The sequence below is a fragment of the Rhizobium sp. 268 genome (assembly GCF_036571585.1).
GTDB lineage: Bacteria > Pseudomonadota > Alphaproteobacteria > Rhizobiales > Rhizobiaceae > Rhizobium > Rhizobium redzepovicii.
In genome coordinates, this window is sequence record NZ_JAPPSO010000008.1 from 134,419 (window position 1) to 150,715 (window position 16,297).

General features: G+C 62.0%; 14 protein-coding genes. 4 read left to right on the forward strand and 10 right to left on the reverse strand.

The features are described 5' to 3' along the window. Positions 1-15 precede the first annotated feature (15 nt). Complete coding sequence (locus tag OS035_RS17200) at positions 16-903, forward strand: YicC/YloC family endoribonuclease (protein WP_097626943.1); 888 nt, start codon at positions 16-18, stop codon at positions 901-903. A 3-nt stretch (positions 904-906) separates the two neighbouring features. After that, positions 907-1,569: a guanylate kinase gene (gene gmk, locus OS035_RS17205; RefSeq protein WP_003587504.1), complete on the forward strand. Its 663-nt coding sequence runs from the start codon at positions 907-909 to the stop codon at positions 1,567-1,569. A gap of 1 nt (position 1,570) precedes the next feature. Here gmk and rsmA read toward each other — a convergent pair whose 3' ends face one another. The 7 genes from rsmA to OS035_RS17240 all read right to left on the reverse strand — a co-directional run bounded on the left by rsmA (position 1,571) and on the right by OS035_RS17240 (position 10,010). Then, positions 1,571-2,398, reverse strand: coding sequence for a 16S rRNA (adenine(1518)-N(6)/adenine(1519)-N(6))-dimethyltransferase RsmA (rsmA, locus tag OS035_RS17210; protein ID WP_097626945.1), 828 nt, complete (start codon positions 2,396-2,398; stop codon positions 1,571-1,573). Continuing rightward, positions 2,398-3,426: a 4-hydroxythreonine-4-phosphate dehydrogenase PdxA gene (gene pdxA, locus OS035_RS17215; RefSeq protein WP_097626947.1), complete on the reverse strand. Its 1,029-nt coding sequence runs from the start codon at positions 3,424-3,426 to the stop codon at positions 2,398-2,400. The genes rsmA and pdxA overlap by 1 nt, the downstream gene beginning before the upstream one ends. A gap of 6 nt (positions 3,427-3,432) precedes the next feature. Continuing rightward, positions 3,433-4,377 carry a peptidylprolyl isomerase gene (locus OS035_RS17220; RefSeq protein WP_097626993.1) on the reverse strand — a complete coding sequence of 315 codons (945 nt, stop codon included), beginning with the start codon at positions 4,375-4,377 and terminating at the stop codon, positions 3,433-3,435. Positions 4,378-4,542: 165 nt separating this feature from the next. After that, positions 4,543-6,870, reverse strand: a complete 2,328-nt coding sequence (locus tag OS035_RS17225) for an LPS-assembly protein LptD (RefSeq protein WP_097626995.1) — start codon at positions 6,868-6,870, stop codon at positions 4,543-4,545. Then, positions 6,870-7,958 carry an LPS export ABC transporter permease LptG gene (gene lptG / locus OS035_RS17230; RefSeq protein WP_097626997.1) on the reverse strand — a complete coding sequence of 363 codons (1,089 nt, stop codon included), beginning with the start codon at positions 7,956-7,958 and terminating at the stop codon, positions 6,870-6,872. Before lptG ends, OS035_RS17225 begins: the two co-directional genes overlap by 1 nt. Beyond that, the gene (gene lptF, locus OS035_RS17235; RefSeq protein WP_097627275.1) at positions 7,955-9,136 is read right to left on the reverse strand and encodes an LPS export ABC transporter permease LptF; all 1,182 of its coding nucleotides are present in this window, start codon (positions 9,134-9,136) and stop codon (positions 7,955-7,957) included. Before lptF ends, lptG begins: the two co-directional genes overlap by 4 nt. Before the next feature lie 100 nt (positions 9,137-9,236). Then, a complete protein-coding gene (locus OS035_RS17240) occupies positions 9,237-10,010 on the reverse strand; it encodes a phosphatase PAP2 family protein (protein WP_183781124.1) in 774 nt (257 codons plus the stop codon). 144 nt (positions 10,011-10,154) lie between these two features. Here OS035_RS17240 and OS035_RS17245 point away from each other — a divergent pair, with 144 nt between their 5' ends. Next, positions 10,155-11,645 (forward strand): leucyl aminopeptidase, encoded by a 1,491-nt coding sequence (locus OS035_RS17245; protein ID WP_097627002.1) that lies wholly within the window; start codon positions 10,155-10,157, stop codon positions 11,643-11,645. Continuing rightward, positions 11,645-12,094, forward strand: coding sequence for a DNA polymerase III subunit chi (locus OS035_RS17250; RefSeq protein WP_097627004.1), 450 nt, complete (start codon positions 11,645-11,647; stop codon positions 12,092-12,094). Before OS035_RS17245 ends, OS035_RS17250 begins: the two co-directional genes overlap by 1 nt. Positions 12,095-12,226: 132 nt before the next feature. Here OS035_RS17250 and OS035_RS17255 read toward each other — a convergent pair whose 3' ends face one another. The 3 genes from OS035_RS17255 to OS035_RS17265 form a co-directional block, all read right to left on the reverse strand. Then, entirely contained in the window at positions 12,227-13,153 is a 927-nt protein-coding gene (locus OS035_RS17255; protein ID WP_097627006.1) for a Gfo/Idh/MocA family protein, read from the reverse strand. A gap of 114 nt (positions 13,154-13,267) precedes the next feature. Beyond that, positions 13,268-15,310, reverse strand: a complete 2,043-nt coding sequence (locus OS035_RS17260) for a prolyl oligopeptidase family serine peptidase (RefSeq protein ID WP_331813926.1) — start codon at positions 15,308-15,310, stop codon at positions 13,268-13,270. Positions 15,311-15,376: 66 nt separating this feature from the next. After that, a complete protein-coding gene (locus tag OS035_RS17265; RefSeq protein ID WP_097627010.1) occupies positions 15,377-16,219 on the reverse strand; it encodes a polysaccharide deacetylase family protein in 843 nt (280 codons plus the stop codon). Positions 16,220-16,297: the final 78 nt, after the last annotated feature.

Sequence of the window (16,297 nt, forward strand, 5' to 3'; positions counted from 1 at the left end):
CTTCTGGAGGCTCGTATGGCTTTGCAGTCCATGACCGGTTTTGCGCGGCGCGAGGGAACGAGCGGCCGCTGGCGCTGGGCATGGGAACTGCGCTCGGTCAACGGCAAGGGCCTCGACCTGCGGCTGCGCCTGCCGCCCGGCCTCGAGCGCATGGAGGCGGACGTCCGCCGCCTTGCCGGCGAAAGCTTCAGTCGCGGCAATCTGCAGGCATCGCTCTCCGTCACCGCTGACGAAAACCGCTTCGAGGCCGTGCTGAACAAGGAAGCGCTTGCCGCCGTACTTGCCATGCGCGAGCAATTGGACGGGATAATCGATCCGGCGCCGCTGAAGCTCGATACGCTGCTTCTGGTGCGTGGCATCGTGGAATTCCGCGAAAGCGAGGATGGCGAGGAGGCGCTTGCCGCCCGTGACGCCGATATCACTGCCGGCCTTTTGGCAGCACTTGCCGATCTGAGAGCCATGCGCGAACAGGAAGGCTCGGCGCTGACCCGCATTCTCCTCGACCATATGACGACGGTCGAAGGTCTGACGCGGACGATCGAGGCCGATCCCTCGCGCTCGCCGCAGGAGATCGCCGCACGGCTTGCCGGTCAGGTCGCCTTGCTGATGGACGGCATGGCCGCGCTCGACCGCGACAGGCTGCATGCCGAATCCGCGTTGCTCGCGACCAAGGCGGATCTGCGCGAGGAAATCGATCGTCTGAAGGCGCACGTCGCCGCGGCGCGCGATCTCCTGGTGAAAGATGGCCCCGCTGGACGCCGGTTGGACTTCCTTGCACAGGAATTTAACCGCGAATCGAATACCATCTGCTCGAAATCGAATGCCTCGGCGGTCACCGCCGCAGGCATCGAGCTGAAAGTTGTGATCGACCAGTTCCGCGAGCAGGTCCAGAATTTGGAGTAGGACATGAATCCGGCGAAATCCTCGCCCGTCCAGATCGCCCGCCGCGGTCTGATGCTTGTCATCTCGTCGCCGTCGGGCGCCGGCAAGTCCACCATCGCGCGCACGTTGCTGGAGAAGGACAGGCAAATCGGCCTCTCCGTCAGCGTCACCACGCGCCAGCGCCGCCCGAGCGAAATCGAGGATGTGCACTACCACTTCAAGAGTGTGCGCGAGTTCGAGCGGATGCGCGATAGCGACGCGCTGCTCGAATGGGCCGAGGTGCATGGCAATTTCTACGGCACGCCGCGCGAGCCTGTCGAGCAGGCCATGGCCGAGGGCCGCGACATGCTCTTCGATATCGACTGGCAGGGCGCCCAGCAATTGCAGGAGAAGATGTCGGCCGACGTCGTCTCGATCTTCGTGCTGCCGCCGACGATGACCGAGCTGCAGTCGCGGCTGCACCGCCGCGCCGAGGATTCCGAGGAGGTCATCCAGACGCGCCTCGCCAACAGCCGCGCCGAGATCGCCCATTGGCGCGAATATGACTATGTCATCGTCAACGACGACCTCAACGCCGCCTTCGACGCCGTCCAGTCGATCGTCAAGGCCGAACGCCTGCGCCGCGACCGCCGCCATGGGATGTTCGATTTCGTCCGCGAGCTGCTGGAAGAGACACCGTCGCTTTAGTCTAAAGGCTATTTGCTAACAGGCAGAATTCCTCGACTGACAGGGTTTCCGCCCGCCGGGCCGGATCGATTCCGGCCTTGACGAGCAGCCTCTCGCCGCCGAGCGGCTTCAGGCTTTGGCGCAGCATCTTGCGGCGCTGTCCGAAGGCCGCCTGCGTTACCTTTTCCAGATTGCCGACAGCGCAGGGGATGGGGTTCTCACGCGGCGTCAGATGCACGACCGTCGACGTTACCTTTGGTGGCGGCGTGAAGGCTTGCGGCGGCACATCGAAGGCCATGCGCGCCTGTGTCCGCCAGCCGCAGAGCACACCGAGCCGGCCATAATGGTCGTCGTCTTCAGAGGCGACGATACGCTCGCCGACTTCCTTCTGAAACATCAGCGTCAGCGACTGCCAGAATGGCGGCCAGGCCTTCGGCAGCAGCCAGTTGACCAAAAGCTGCGTGCCGACATTGTAGGGGAGGTTGGCGATGATCTTGACCGGGCCTTCCGGCGCCAAGGCCTCGAAGTCGGTCTTCAGCGCGTCGCCTTCGATCACCTCGAGCCGGCCGGGATAGTGATCAGCGATCTCGGCGAGCGCCGGCAGGCAGCGCGTATCCCGCTCGACGGCGATGACTTTCCGGGCGCCGAGCGCCAGGATCGCCCGCGTCAGCCCGCCGGGGCCGGGGCCGACTTCGAAGATGGTCGTCTCTTCGAGGGCACCCGCCGTGCGGGCGATCTTCTGCGTGAGGTTGAGGTCGAGCAGGAAGTTCTGCCCAAGCGCCTTGCGCGCATCGAGGCCGTGACGCTGGATGACGTCGCGAAGCGGCGGCAGGCCATCGAGTGTTGCCATCAACGGTGGCTTTCCGCAGTGCGGCCAAGCTGGGCGGCGAGCTTCAGCGCTGCAACGAGGCTCTGCTCGCGCGCCAGTCCCTTGCCGGCGATGCCGAAAGCGGTGCCGTGATCCGGCGAGGTGCGCACGAAGGGAAGCCCGAGCGTGACGTTGACGCTGTCGTCGAAACCGAGTGCCTTGGCCGGGATCAGCGCCTGATCGTGATACATGCAGACGGCGACGTCATATCGGGCCCGCGCCTCGTCATGGAACATCGTGTCGGCGGGCAGGGGGCCGATCGCATCGATGCCCTCGTCGCGCAGGCGCTGGATCGCCGGGCGAATGACATCCTCGTCCTCCCTGCCTATCGTCCCGCCTTCGCCCGCATGCGGGTTGAGGCCGGCAACCGCGAGCCGCGGCGCCGCGATGCCGAAACGCTGCCTCAGGTCTTCATGGGCGATCCGGCAGGTTTCCACGATCAGGTCGCCGGTCAGCGCCTGCGGCACGTCCCGGACCGGAATGTGGATGGTGACGGGAATGGCTCGAAGCTTCGGTCCCGATAGCATCATGACGGGCGTCACCGGCCTGCCCGTCGCCCTGGCGGCGAGATCGGCGAGAAATTCGGTATGGCCGGGAAACCGGAAACCGGCCTCGTAGAGCACTGATTTGGCGATCGGGTTGGTGACGACCGCGAGCGCCTCGCCGATGATGACAAGCGAAACGGCTTTTTCGATCGCCGCGATCGTGCCCTTCGCCGTTGCTGCATGCGGCTCGCCGGCAACCACCTCGATACCGGCAGGCACCGTCATGACGGGCAGCGCATCGGCAAACATACCGGCAGCCTCGCTGGTTTTTTCAATCTCGCGGATCGAAACCGAAAGGTTGAGCTGGCGGGCTCGCAACGCCAACACCTCGGGATCGCCGATCAGGAAGAAAGGCGGCAGCCCGAGTTCACGCCGCCGGAGCCAGGCCATCAGCGTAATATCCGGCCCGATGCCGGCGGGGTCGCCCTGGCTCAGCGCAAGCGGTCGCGAAAATGGTATCGTCATCGCAGGTCAGCGATAGGCGATCTGCGCCTTTTTGCGCAGTTCATCCAGGTACTTCTTGCTGTTTTCGTTTTCCGGGCTGGCGTCCTTGCCGCCCTTGGCCTTGCCGAGATCTTCCTGGCGGAAGACCATTTCGGCAGCCTGGTCGTCGGAAACCTGGCGCTGGCTGCAGATCGCCAGATATTCGACGCCCTTATCGGTGACGCGGGTCCCTGTCGTATTGCCCTTGGCCTGCTCGACCAGCGGCTTCCAATCCGGCGGGATTTCGGGCGCGAGCATCCGTCCGAGATCGCGCACGGAAACGTCACGCATCGTCGCGGCAAAGACCTTTGCCTGGTCGCAGCCCGGAAATTTCGAGCGCGACGCCTCGGCCTCGCCCTTGCGCTTGCCGGTGATGGCGTTGCGCTTGGCTTGCGGGATGACGAAGATGATCTGCTGCAGCATATATTCGGTCGTCACCGGCTTCTGCTTGTTGTTCTGCATCATGCGCGAGACGAGATCATAGTTCGACAGCCGCGAGGTCGAACCGTAGCGCGCGTTGACGACCCGCGGCCAGCTCATCTGCACGGCAATGAAACCCTTGAAATGGTCGACGCCGACGCCGGCGCGATCGAGGATCTGCGACATCTGCTCGACGGAAAGTTTGTTGCCGGCCGAAAAGCGCGCGAAAGACGCATCGACGTCCTGCTGCGAGACCGACATATGGACGCGGGAGACCTCCTGCCGCTTGAGCGTTTCGTCGATCAGTTGCTCCTCGGCAGCCTTGGCATCGGCCTTGGTGTGCTGAAGGCGCAGGAAGGCCTGGCGCTTGGCGACGTCGCCGCTGGTGATGGCGGTGCCGTTCACCACGGCCTTGACCTCGCTTGCGGCAAATGCCGGAGCGGCAACCCCCGTCAGCAAGGCAAGCGCTGCCCCGGCAAGGAACTTGGTTATGGCTTTTTTCGCGTCAATCATATGTTGACCTCCCGATAGCGCCGCGAGACGTCGTTCGCGGCGTTTTTTATCACAGTGCGAGACACGCGGCGAAACCCCTATGCCTCAGATACCGACTGGCGGCAATGTCCTGCACAGGCATACGGCGAAAGAATGGCTTCAGGCCATGTTTGCGCCGGCCGCCCGTCACTCAAGGGTGTCTGAACCGATCTTGATATCGCCGAGCGTTCGGAAGGTCAGCCGTGCGCCGATCGTCCAGTCGCTGGCCGACTCGTCGTCGGAGTCCCGGGTATCGGTATAGGCGATCGTGAAGATCGTGCATTCGTCCTCATAGGAGAGACCGAGCGTCCGGCGGCTGAGCACATCATTGTTCAGATCCCAGGCGATGCCGCCGAAGATCGCCCAATAATCCTTGAATTTGACTTTGCTGCTGGTCTGGATTTCGTCGTTGTCCTCGGCAAAGCCATAGGCCGGCTGGGCGCTGAGATGGGTGTAGGTCACCTGCGTCTGGAAGGTGTCGTTCTGGTAGGCCGTCGTCAGGTCGCCGCGGCGGAACTCGAAATCCTTCTCGTCGAGGCGGTAGGAGGCCGCGACGGAAACGCCGTATGGTGTTTCGACGCCGCCAAGGCCGACATAATCGGAACGGTCGGTTTCCAGGCCCGAATCCGCGCCGACATTGACGAGATCATCGGTGGCAAAGGAGTTCTGGCCGGCAATCTGATAGGATTGGCCGAAGATGCCGTGCAGTTTGTAGCCGCTGTCGAACGTCCCGGTATACTGGATGCCGACATTGGCGCGGGTGCCGCCTTCGACGCGGTCGTAGCCGGAGAACTTATCGCGATCGAACAGCGAGGTGGCGTCGAAGACGAAGCTCTGTGCATCCTCGTTCGGCAGCCGGCCGGCGAGCTGCTCGTCGGGGCGGGCATAGATCTGTGCGATAGGTTCGAGAATATGGGTGCTGTTCTCGGTCGTCATCAGGATCGGATAACGCAGCTCCAGCCCGGCGGTGAACATCGAGCGGGTGGCGGAATTGTCGTCGAGATAGTTGCCGGTGTAACCCGTGGGGTTGTCCATATTGAGCGCGAAAGCGTCGCCGCGGGCGGCCAGAAGTGGCGTGATCACCAGGCCGGTCGGCGTGACGTAGGTGCGCTTCCACTGCAGTTCGGCCGTCAGTCGCGAGGTCTGTCCCTTCAGGCCGCGGAAGCGGTCGAAGCCGTCGACGGTATAGAAGTCGTCATGAGTGCGCGAAATATTCGTCAGGTTGACATCCGCCGACAATTCGCCGCCGGCCAGCGGCTGCGGCGCCACATAGTGGTAGTCGAGCGCCGGATAGACGATCGCCTGCTGCTTTTCGGCCGTGTTCTTCCGATCGGCATCCTGGACGTCGAAATAGAACGCCCGCATGTCGAAATAATTGCGTTTCCCAAGTCCGGTCAGGTAGATCTGGTTGGTGCGATCCGTGCCGGTGAAGTCCTTCAGCTTATAGGTCTTCGAGAAATTGTTGTCGCTCTGCACCATGACGTCCCAGCCGAACGTCCAGCGCGGATTGATACGGAATTCGGCCTTCGAGGCGACCATGCCACGCCGACTGGCTTCGGCATCGCTGGTGCCGGAGCTGAAATTGTCCGGCTTTGCCTGATCTATGCCGGCGACGCGCAGGATATGCGTGCCGTTTTCGAAGCGCTGGCGGAATTCGCCTTCGACGAGGAAGCCCTGGGCGGTGTAGCCGGTCGTGGTGACCGTCGCGTCCATGCTCGGCGAGATCACGTAGTAATAAGGAATAGAAAGACCGAAGCCGAGATTCTGCGACAGGCTCATCGTTGGGAAGAGAAAGCCTGACTTGCGCTTCACCGTATTGTCGGGGACCTCGATGAAAGGCACGAAGGCAATGGGGTAACCGAGCAGCTCGAAGCGCGCCCGCTCCAGACGGATCGTGTGGGTCACGCCGTTCTGAATCACCCGCTTCGCCTTGACCTGCCAGAAAGGCGCGCGCTTCGGATCTTCGGCGCAGGGAAGGCAGGCGGTGTAGACGCCCTTGTTGAGAATCATCATCGTGCCGCCGACACGCTGGCCGCTTTCGGCGACGATACGCGTATTGTCGGAGGTTTCAATGCGCAGCGAGTTCAGGAACCCGTCGGCGAAATTGTCGGTCACGTCAAGGTTGTCCGCATAGATGCGGTTGCCGTCCGGGCTGACCAGCTCGACGTTGCCGAGCGCCATCATCCGGCCGGTCTTCTGATTGTACTCGACCTTCTGCGCGACCATTTTGTAGCCGGCATAGTTGATCTGCACGCCACCGATCGCCGACACCAGATCGGCGTCACGGTTGTAGACGAGTTCATTGGCCGAAAGCAGAAGCTTGGCCCCTTCCGGAATATTCTTCCCGATATCTTGAGCGGACGTATTGGCCTGGCCGTAGGAGACCGGGACACTGCCGAAATAGGAACATAGAGTCGCGCCGACGAGCAGGGCAACCAACTGTTTACTAAAATACTTGCGGTCGCCTGCCGCCACTAGCCGTCCTCCTGATGAAGCAGAATAGTCGCACCCAAGGCCAGCGCGACGATCACCGGTATCCACGTCGCCACGAAGGGGGGCACAACTCCACTGCTTCCGAATGCCTTTACAAGCACGGTGATGACATAAAGCATGAAGCCCGAGAGGATGCCACCCAGAATCACGGAGCGGGATTGGTTGAACCGGCTAAATTTTAGGGACACTGTTGCAGCAATGAAAGTCATTGCCACCAGCAGCAGGGGCTGGGACAACAGGGAGTTGAATTGCGTCTCCAGCGCCTTGGTCGAGATGCCGAAGGATTTGGCCGCGGCAATGCGGTTGGAAAGGTCAAAGAAACCAATTGTTTCCGGCGCTGTCAGCCGCTCCTGGACGAAGTCCTGTTTCAGATTGGTGCGAAGTTGAACCGAAGCTTTACGCACGGGGATTTCGCCAGGCTTGCGCTCGACAACGTTGTTAAGTTGCCAGTAACCATCTTCCAATTTTGCCGTCGCGGCGTCCTGTCTCAGAATGACCTGACCGCTTGAATCGAAATGGATCAACACGGCGTCGATCAGCTTGGTTCCGTTCTCCTGAACCGTGTGGGCGCCGATGATGACATCGTCCCGGCCGCTGATCTGGCGCAGCCACGGAATCTGCGGCGCCTTGCGCAGAACGGCGTTTTCGCCGCGCCAGTCGGATTCGACAAGCAGCGCCTGGCGCTGCCCCCAGGCGGCAAGCGGATTGAGCGCTGTCATCGTCAGTAGGCCAAGTATCAGCGAGCCGGCGATGAAGGGGAACATGAACTGCCAGACCGAAATGCCGGCAGCGCGCGTGACGACGAGCTCATATTTGCGGTTGAGCCCGATCAGCACCGTCATGCCGACGAACAGCGCGATGAAAGGCACCGTCTGCTGCAGGATCAGCGGCAGGCGCACGGCGGTCATCAGGATGCCGCCGCCGATCGTGTAGCCGGGTAGGCCGGACATGCGGCCCGCCGTCTCGCTGAAATCGAGCAGGAAGGAAATCGCCGAGACGCCGATCAGGAACCAGCCCATCGTCACCAGGTAGCGGCGAAAGAAATAACGCGACAATGTCCCGAATATCATTGGGCGGCGTCTCCGCCGGCCCTGCCGGTTGCGGCCAGCAGCCTTTCCTGCGTCCGTCTCCAGAAAGACGACATCCGGTCGCGAATGAACGAGGGTACGGCCAGTCGTTTGTGCAGGCCGAGGAAGACGATCGAGATGATGCTGCTGACGATCGGTATGGCGTAGAGAACGACGATATATTCAGGATCGGTGTCGATCTGATTGGCCGCGTAGAATGCCGCCCAGCGCAGCGCGAAGGCATAGGCGAGCGCGCTCACCATCGGATGCAGTCGCGCTTCGCGGTGCGAGCGCGCATCGCCGGCGATTGCCAGCGAAAACAGCGCGAAGACGACAGGCAGGATCCAGTCCGTCAGCCGGCGATGCAGTTCGGCGCGGTAGCTCTGCGGCCGGATCGTATAGTCCTTGTCGGCCGGATCCGGATTGAGCAGGAACCACAGGTCGCGGTCGCTGGCGCGCAGCGTCGCCTGGCCGCGATTCTCCGTCATGTCCGAGAGGTCGAAGGAATAGGAATCGAAATTGATCACCGAGACATTGCCGTCGGGCGTTTTACGGTGAACCTCACCTTCATGCATGATCAGCGTCGTGCCCGTATCGTCGACGGCGCCTTCCTTCGCATAATAGATCAGCTCGTAGGCCGGATCGCGCTCGTCGGCGACGAAAAGGCCCTTCAGCATGCGGCCGGCCATCCGCTTCGAGATCTGCACATAAAGGCCTTCATCAAGCTTGCGGAAGGTCTTTTCCTCGATCACCGAAGACAAGAGGTCGGCATAGGTCTCGGCGATCATCTGGCGCACGACGGTTTTGGCGCGCGGCTCGACGACGTTGTCGACGAAGAAGGAAAAAACGCTGACGACGGCGGCAAGCAGCAGGATCGGGCGGATCAGCACGCTGCGCCGCGCCCCGGCCGCGTCGATAACGGTGAGCTCGGAATCGTTGTTCATCGTCGTCAGCGTCTGGGTGATCGCGATAACGAGGGCGAAGGGCAGGACAACGGGAATGATCGACGGCAGAATCATCGTCGCGAGCTTGGCGAACGAGCCGATCGACTGGCCGCTGTCGGTGACCAGGTTGATGCGCTGCAACACCTGAGTCGTCCAAATGATCGCCAGAACGGGCAGGAGCGCCACGAGAAACATCTGGCCGACGCGCCGTAATATGTATGTCTCGAGTAGTTTCATGCCTGCCCTTGAAAGCACCTGCACGCCCAAACGGCTTTGCAGGAGAAACCCTCTACGCTCTTTGTCGCGGTTTTGCGACAAGCTGGTGTCAAAAATTCATTCAATTTTCAGAATTTTTTTGATGCTGTTGCGACTCGGTTAATGCCAGCAACGCGGCGAAGACGACAAGCGACGAAAGCCATCCGAGAACGACGTCGGACAGGTAGTGCGCCCCGAAGGATAGCCGCATCGCAGGCGTCAGGATCGAGACCGCCGCCAGCGGTGCTGCCACTGCATAACGCAAGGATTTCGGAACGAAGAGCAGAAGGCAGAAAAGCCAGCCGGCGCTTGCTGCCTCGCCAGAGATGAAAGAGCAGTTCGAAACGCATTTTCCGGCAAGCGAACCCGCCTCGACGAAATGCAGCGCGCCGCCGAAAATGTCCGTCTGTATCGGTCGCGGCCGGCCCCAATGTTCCTTCAGGATGACATTGACGAGCAGCACCGGTCCAATCAGCAGCGTTCCGAGCGCGACTTTCAGCTTGCGCGCCCGTCCGACGTTGAAGGTTGCGCCATGCTGCTGGTGGCATTCGATGAGCTTCCACACCATCACGATCGCCACGACATAGGGCAGGCGGAAGAAGACGGTGCGCAAGAGGTCGAAGTTTCCCGAGTCGCGATAGGGAAATCCGCCGCAGACGCTGCCGGCCGCGGCAGCCGCGTCGCAATCCGTACGCAAGAAAAAAAGCTGGGAAAAATAGATGTCTATCCCGGGGAAGGCGCGGAAGACGATCAGCAGTGCCCACCACGTCCAGAACAGCAGCATGAAGGCGCCGAAGGTCGTTTGCGGCAGGCGGATTATCGGACCCCGCGGGCGATTTTTCGAGGAAACTGTCAACGCGAATAACTACGAAACTGACGAAAACATGAGGGCCTTGATGGCCGCGGGCGACCATAACAATTGTCGCAAGCCATTGACAGACCCGCCAAACGCGAAATTATCCGCGGCGGACGGATTTCAAAGAATCCCAGCGGAGAAGACATGTCAGCAAAGTTCGAAATCTCATTTTCAAAGTCGGCGAAGCTCACTGGCGGCCTGGCGATCCTGTTGAAAACCACAGAGGCCGACAGCGCTGCGGGCGCCGAAACAGTCGATCCGGCAGGCGTGATCGCCAAGGCCGCCCGGATCGCCCGATTCTCCGCGAAATCCATGAGCGCGCTCGATATCGTCGCTCCGGAAGGCGCATCCGTCGAGCGCATTGTCGTCATCGGGCTCGGCAAGGCCGCCGACCTCACCGCCCATGATTGGCTGAAGGCCGGCGGTACCGCGGCAGCGAGAATCAAGAATACCGACAAGGCCGCCGTCTTCATCGACGTGCCTGGCCTTCAGACGAGCGCGCGGGCAGCCGCCGATTTCGCCCTCGGCATGCTGCTGCGCGCCTATAGTTTCGATAGCTACAAGACGAAGAAGAGCGACGACGAGGAAAAGACGGGCAAATCGGTCAAGGTGACGATCGTCACCGCCGATCCGGCCGGCGCCAAGAAGGCGTTTTCCGATTCCGAGGCGATTGCCGGCGGCGTCAATCTTGCCCGTGACCTCGTCAACGAGCCGCCGAACGTGCTGGGCCCCGTCGAGTTCGCCGCCAAGGCGAAGGAGCTGGAAAAGCTCGGCGTCGAAGTGGAGATCCTGACCGAGAAGGAGATGCGCCGTTTCGGCATGGGCGCCCTTCTCGGCGTTGCCCAGGGCTCCGTGCGCCCGCCGCGCCTGGCGGTGATGCAGTGGAAGGGCGGCAAAGCCAAGGATCGTCCCGTCGCCTTCATCGGCAAGGGCGTCGTCTTCGATACCGGCGGCATTTCGATCAAGCCTGCCGCCGGCATGGAGGACATGAAGGGCGATATGGGCGGTGCGGCAGCCGTCACCGGCCTCATGCATGTGCTCGCCTCGCGCAAGGCCGCCGTCAACGCCGTGGGCGTCATCGGTCTGGTCGAGAACATGCCTGACGGCAACGCCCAGCGTCCCGGCGATATCGTCACCTCGATGTCAGGCCAGACGATCGAGGTGATCAATACCGATGCCGAAGGCCGTCTCGTGCTCTGCGATGCGCTCTGGTATTGCAACGACCGTTTCAAGCCGCAATTCATGATCAATCTCGCCACGCTGACCGGCGCGATCGTCGTCGCGCTCGGCAATGTGCATGCCGGCCTGTTTTCCAATGACGACCAGCTTTCCGCTCAGCTGACGGAAGCCGGCCTTTCCACAAACGAGAAACTCTGGCGCATGCCGCTCGGCAAGGACTACGACAAGCTGATCGACAGCAAGTTCGCCGACATGAAGAACACCGGCGGCCGGCAGGCAGGCTCGATCACCGCTGCGCATTTCATCAAGCGTTTCGTACAGGACACGCCCTGGGCGCATCTCGATATCGCCGGCACGGCGATGGGCTCGCCGCAGGACGAGATCAACCAGTCCTGGGGTTCAGGTTTTGGCGTGCGCCTGCTCGACGAGCTCGTTCGCGCCCATTATGAATCCTGATGACGGACGTTCTCTTTTATCATCTGACCGAAACCAGGCTGGAAGACGCGCTTCCGCCGCTGATCGACAAAAGCGTCGAGCGCGGCTGGCGCGTCGCCGTCCAGACGCGCGAGCCAGCGCGGCGCGATGCTCTCGACTCGCATCTCTGGACGTTCCGCGAGGAGAGTTTTCTGCCGCACGGCACCGATGAGGGGGATTTCGCCGAAAGCCAGCCGGTGCTTTTGACGGTGACCTCAGGCAATGCCAATGCGGCGACCGTGCGTTTCATCATAGACGGCGCCGAGCCGCCGCCGGTCGATGCCTATGAACGCGTCGTCTTCATGTTCGATGGTCACGACCAGGTGCAACTGGAGGCCGCCCGGGCGCAATGGAAGAAGCTGAAAGGCGAGGGGCATAGCCTCACCTATTGGCAGCAGACGCCGGAAGGGCGATGGGAGAAGAAGGCCTGAGCGTTTCACCGGACATACCGACAATCGGCGCCGGTATGGCGCCGATTGTCGGCCTCCGAAAAACCTGACCTTACTGCGGGTCTTGTTGCTCAGCCTGCAAGCCTAAGAAGGCGTCGCAACGCCGCCGACGGCTCAGTCGTGGAACGCGTCCACGAATTTCCGCTTGCCGAGCATGAAGGCGTCGGCGACGTGGCGCAGCGGCGCGAGATCCACATCCGACGTGCCGGCTTTAATGATTTCGGCGAAGCGGCGATAGAGCGAGGGATATTCCTGCTCCGGCTCGGCGAAGGTCAGCGTGCCGTCGATGGAAAGCTTGGCGCCGCCTTCGGCGAGAACCATCTGGCCGGCCGCGGTCTCCGCGACGATGTCCCAGCTCTGCTTGCCGGTCTGGCGCCAGTCGAATTCGGCATGAACCGGCAGGCCGTCGGCATTGCGGAAGCGAATGTCGGACGCGATCGGCGCATCGCGGTTTTCAGGAAATTCGAGCACGGCCTCGGTGATGAAGATCGGCCGCGGCAGGATATGGGTGACGATCGACAGCGCGTTGATGCCGGGATCGAAAACCCCGAGGCCACCAGCCTGCCAGATCCAGTCCTGGTTCGGATGCCAGTGGCGGACATCTTCCTTCCAGATCACATGCACGCTTTTGATTGTCGTCGCAGCCAGAAACGCCTTGGCGGCCTCGACGGCCGGCGCATAGCGCGAATGCCAGCTGGCAAACAGCGACGAACCCTGTTTGCTCGCAAGCGTCTCGAGATCGGCCACTTCGCTCAGCGTGGCACCCGGCGGCTTTTCCAGGAAGACGTGCTTACCGGCGACGAGCGCCTTATAAGCCGCTTCGTAGCGATATTGCGGCGGCATGCAGAGCGACACCGCATCGATCGACGGCTCGGCGTCGAGCATCGCCTCGATCGTCGTATAGCTGTTGATGCCTTCGACCGTGCCGTGGCGGCTTGCCGTGGCGACGAGCTTGAAATCGGCGTTCTTGGCGATGGAAGGGAGGTGCTGGTCGCGGACGATCTTGCCGACGCCGACGATGGCGAGGTTGATAGGAGACATGGTTTCGCTCGAGCCTGTGAAAAGTATGATTTATTGCGCTTCTTTTAGCAGAAAGGAGAGCGCCGACAAGCTCTCCCCTTCATTCTCTTCTATCCTACCGCATGATGGCTCGTCTTACCTCATGATAGTTTGGCGAAGGAAGCTGTAACCCATGGCCGCCCGGGCGGCGCGCTCTTCGGAATTGCCGTCGCCGCCATGCCCGCCCGAGCCGAACTCATGGAAGAGCGGCCGGTGTCCGGCTTCCTCCAGCCGCGCGGCGAAGCGGCGCGCATGCGAGGGATGCACCCGGTCGTCATTGGCGGAGCTTTCGATATAAATCGGCGGATAGGAGACCTCGGTTGCCGGCCGGACATTATGGAGCGGCGAGTAGCCGAGCATGAAATCCCGGTCGGCTGTTATCTCCGGATCGCCGTACTCGTCCATCCAGGCCTGGCCTGCGCTGAACAGGTGGAAGCGTGTCATGTCGAGCACCGGCACCTGGCACCAGACGGCGCCGAAATCCTCCGGATAGCGCGTCAGCATCACGCCGGTTAGCAGGCCGCCATTGCTGCCGCCTTGGCAGGCGATGCGCGACGGCACGGTGTAGCCGCGGGCGACGAGATCGCGGGCGATGGCGACGAAATCGGCAAACGCCCGGTCTCGCCCCTGCTGTTTGGCGCTGCGATACCAATCGGGGCCGAATTCGCCGCCGCCGCGGATATAGGCCTGCACATAGGCGCCGCCCTGTTCCAGCCAGCGTCCCGTCACGCCGGAATAGGTCGGCGACAGCGAAACATCGAACCCGCCATAGCCGTAAAGCAGCACCGGCAGCGCGCCCTTGGTCCAGTGTTTCGGTAGGATCAGCCGGTAGGCAACCCTGGTTCCGTCTTCGGAAACCGCCTCCAGCAGTTCGGATGACATATCGGCCGCATCGAAATAACTGGGCGCCCCAGCGATGAAAATCGGCTCGGCCTCCTTGCTGCGATCCGACAGCTCGAGCCGGTAACAGGCCGGCGGCTGCAGAAAGCCCTGGCCGATGATGCAGAGCGTATCGTCGCCAAGATGCAGATCCGCATAAAGCGGCCTGAAATGAGCCGTCTGCATGTCGGCCGGCAGCGCGATCTCGCGCTGTTCGGCATCGGGCTTCGTGAGATCCAGCACCATGAGGCGCGGACGCAGCCGGTATGAAATGATGAAGACACACCACTCGCGCATCAGCATCATCTGCGAGATCGACTGGCCCTCGTCAGGCCGAAACAGGATCCGCTCCGGCCCGAGCGGAACTGTCTGCGAGCCGGGATCGAAGCGCTGCAGCACGAGACTGCCGGTGGCAACGCGCTCATCGGTCTTTGCCCGCCAGAGGCAATGATCGTGATTGAACTGGAAGTCCGCCTCCTTGGGCAGATCGATGCGCCGCTGCGTGCCGTCGACGGCGGTCAGGAAAGCGCTGGCGACGCCGATCTCATGGGCGGTGACGAAAATGTCGATCAATCCGGCATCCGCCGAACCGCCCGACAGGGAAGGGTCGATAATGAGATTGAAGCCATAGACGTCTTCATCCGCGGCTTCGAACATGACGGCGGCATCCTCCGGCCGCTGCCCGCGCTTCAATCGCCGCCCGACCCGTGGCCATCCGGAGCGGGTCGCCGAAAATCGATCGATGGAGCCGAAATAGCAGATCTCGTCGCGGCTCAGCCAATTGGCATGCGATCGTGCAGCCGGTGTGTCGAAACCGCCCTCGACGATCTCTTTCCTCTCGGCGTCGAATTCGAGCAGCCGAAGAAGATCCGAGCCGCCGTCCGAAAGCGTGAGCAGCACTCGCGTCGGCTCCCACGGGCAGGTGACGACGCCGCGCCAGTTCCAGCGCTTGCCTTCACGGATGCAGAAGGCATCGAGATCGAAGACCTGTTCCCAACCGGCGTCCGGCAGCGGCTCCTGGTCGGCAGGCAGACGGAGCCAGACGCCGAGAGGATTATCCTTGCTCTGCCGGAAATCGAACAGCCATGCACCGCGGCGCATCGGCACGATCAGCCTGTCCTGCCGCTCGATCAGCGCCTTGATCGCATCACGATCCCTGGCAAATTCGGCCGTTCTGAACGCCGCGTCCGAAACCCGGTTATGCTCGTCGATAAACTGGCGGGTGCGCGGATCGTCGTCCGTTTCGAGATGAAGGTTCATAGCTGACCTGCCGGTTCGTTGACGTCGAACAGATCTAGGCAGCGCGTCCGGACTTGGCAACCCGGCTTACCGGGTCGTCACCAAATCGGCCGAGGCGACGAGGTTGCTCGGCGCCTGCGTCTTCTTGAACTTCAGCGTCACCACCTTGTAGCCTTCGGCTTCGAGTTCGGAGAGCAGGGTCGGCAGCATCGTTGCCGTGCGTTTGTGGATGTCATGCATCAGGATGATGCCGCGGCCGCGTTTGTGCAGCAGGTCCATCGTCCGCTGAGTCACGGAGGCCGGCGTGATGGCGAAATAATCCTTGCTATCGACATCGACATCCATGACCACCAGATCGCGCATGGCGATCGCGGCGCGCAGCCTGTGGCTCTCGGCCAGATAGGGGAAGCGGAAGAAGGCGACGTCGGTTCCCGTCGCCTTGGTCACCGCCAATTCGCCCTTGACCACCTCGGCCATCGCTGCGTCGAAATCAAGCGATGTCAGGTCGGCGTGGTCGTAGGTGTGGCTGCCGATCGTATTGCCGTCCTCGGCGACCCTGCGGGCCAGCGCCGGATGCATTTCGGCCATTTCGCCGACCATCATGAAGGCGCCCTTGACGCCGAACCGGTCGAGGATCGCCAGCACTTTGTCGGTCCGGCCCGGGATCGGACCGTCGTCGAAGCTCAGGATCACTTCCTTGTCCTGCAGCTTGAGATCGGCAAGCGAGGAGACTTCCAGCGTCCGCCCGGCCAGACGGTGCCAGCCGCTCATACGCGGCGCCGCATCGTCGGCGGCATAGCCAAGTTTCCGCCACTCGGGCGCAATCACGGAGGAGGTCTTGATCGATGTATCCGGGGCCTGTTTTGTGGTGCTGCAGGCAGACAGCGCGGCCGTGAGGGCCATGCAGGACAGAATGAAAAAGCGATACATCGAAAGGGCTCAACAAATCGGTAACGAATGTTGAGACAACCTTTCGAATTATGGTTAACGATTGGTTGAAGGCGGCCG

Excerpts from the sequence above, each read along its gene's own strand:
- OS035_RS17250 (WP_097627004.1), top strand. The coding sequence starts at position 11,645 with ATGACGGACGTTCTCTTTTATCATCTGACCGAAACCAGGCTGGAAGAC.
- OS035_RS17220 (WP_097626993.1), bottom strand. The coding sequence starts at position 4,377 with ATGATTGACGCGAAAAAAGCCATAACCAAGTTCCTTGCCGGGGCAGCG.
- OS035_RS17265 (WP_097627010.1), bottom strand. The coding sequence starts at position 16,219 with ATGTATCGCTTTTTCATTCTGTCCTGCATGGCCCTCACGGCCGCGCTG.
- gmk (WP_003587504.1), top strand. The coding sequence starts at position 907 with ATGAATCCGGCGAAATCCTCGCCCGTCCAGATCGCCCGCCGCGGTCTG.
- lptG (WP_097626997.1), bottom strand. The coding sequence starts at position 7,958 with ATGATATTCGGGACATTGTCGCGTTATTTCTTTCGCCGCTACCTGGTG.
- rsmA (WP_097626945.1), bottom strand. The coding sequence starts at position 2,398 with ATGGCAACACTCGATGGCCTGCCGCCGCTTCGCGACGTCATCCAGCGT.
- pdxA (WP_097626947.1), bottom strand. The coding sequence starts at position 3,426 with ATGACGATACCATTTTCGCGACCGCTTGCGCTGAGCCAGGGCGACCCC.
- lptF (WP_097627275.1), bottom strand. The coding sequence starts at position 9,136 with ATGAAACTACTCGAGACATACATATTACGGCGCGTCGGCCAGATGTTT.
- OS035_RS17245 (WP_097627002.1), top strand. The coding sequence starts at position 10,155 with ATGTCAGCAAAGTTCGAAATCTCATTTTCAAAGTCGGCGAAGCTCACT.
- OS035_RS17260 (WP_331813926.1), bottom strand. The coding sequence starts at position 15,310 with ATGAACCTTCATCTCGAAACGGACGACGATCCGCGCACCCGCCAGTTT.
- OS035_RS17200 (WP_097626943.1), top strand. The coding sequence starts at position 16 with ATGGCTTTGCAGTCCATGACCGGTTTTGCGCGGCGCGAGGGAACGAGC.
- OS035_RS17255 (WP_097627006.1), bottom strand. The coding sequence starts at position 13,153 with ATGTCTCCTATCAACCTCGCCATCGTCGGCGTCGGCAAGATCGTCCGC.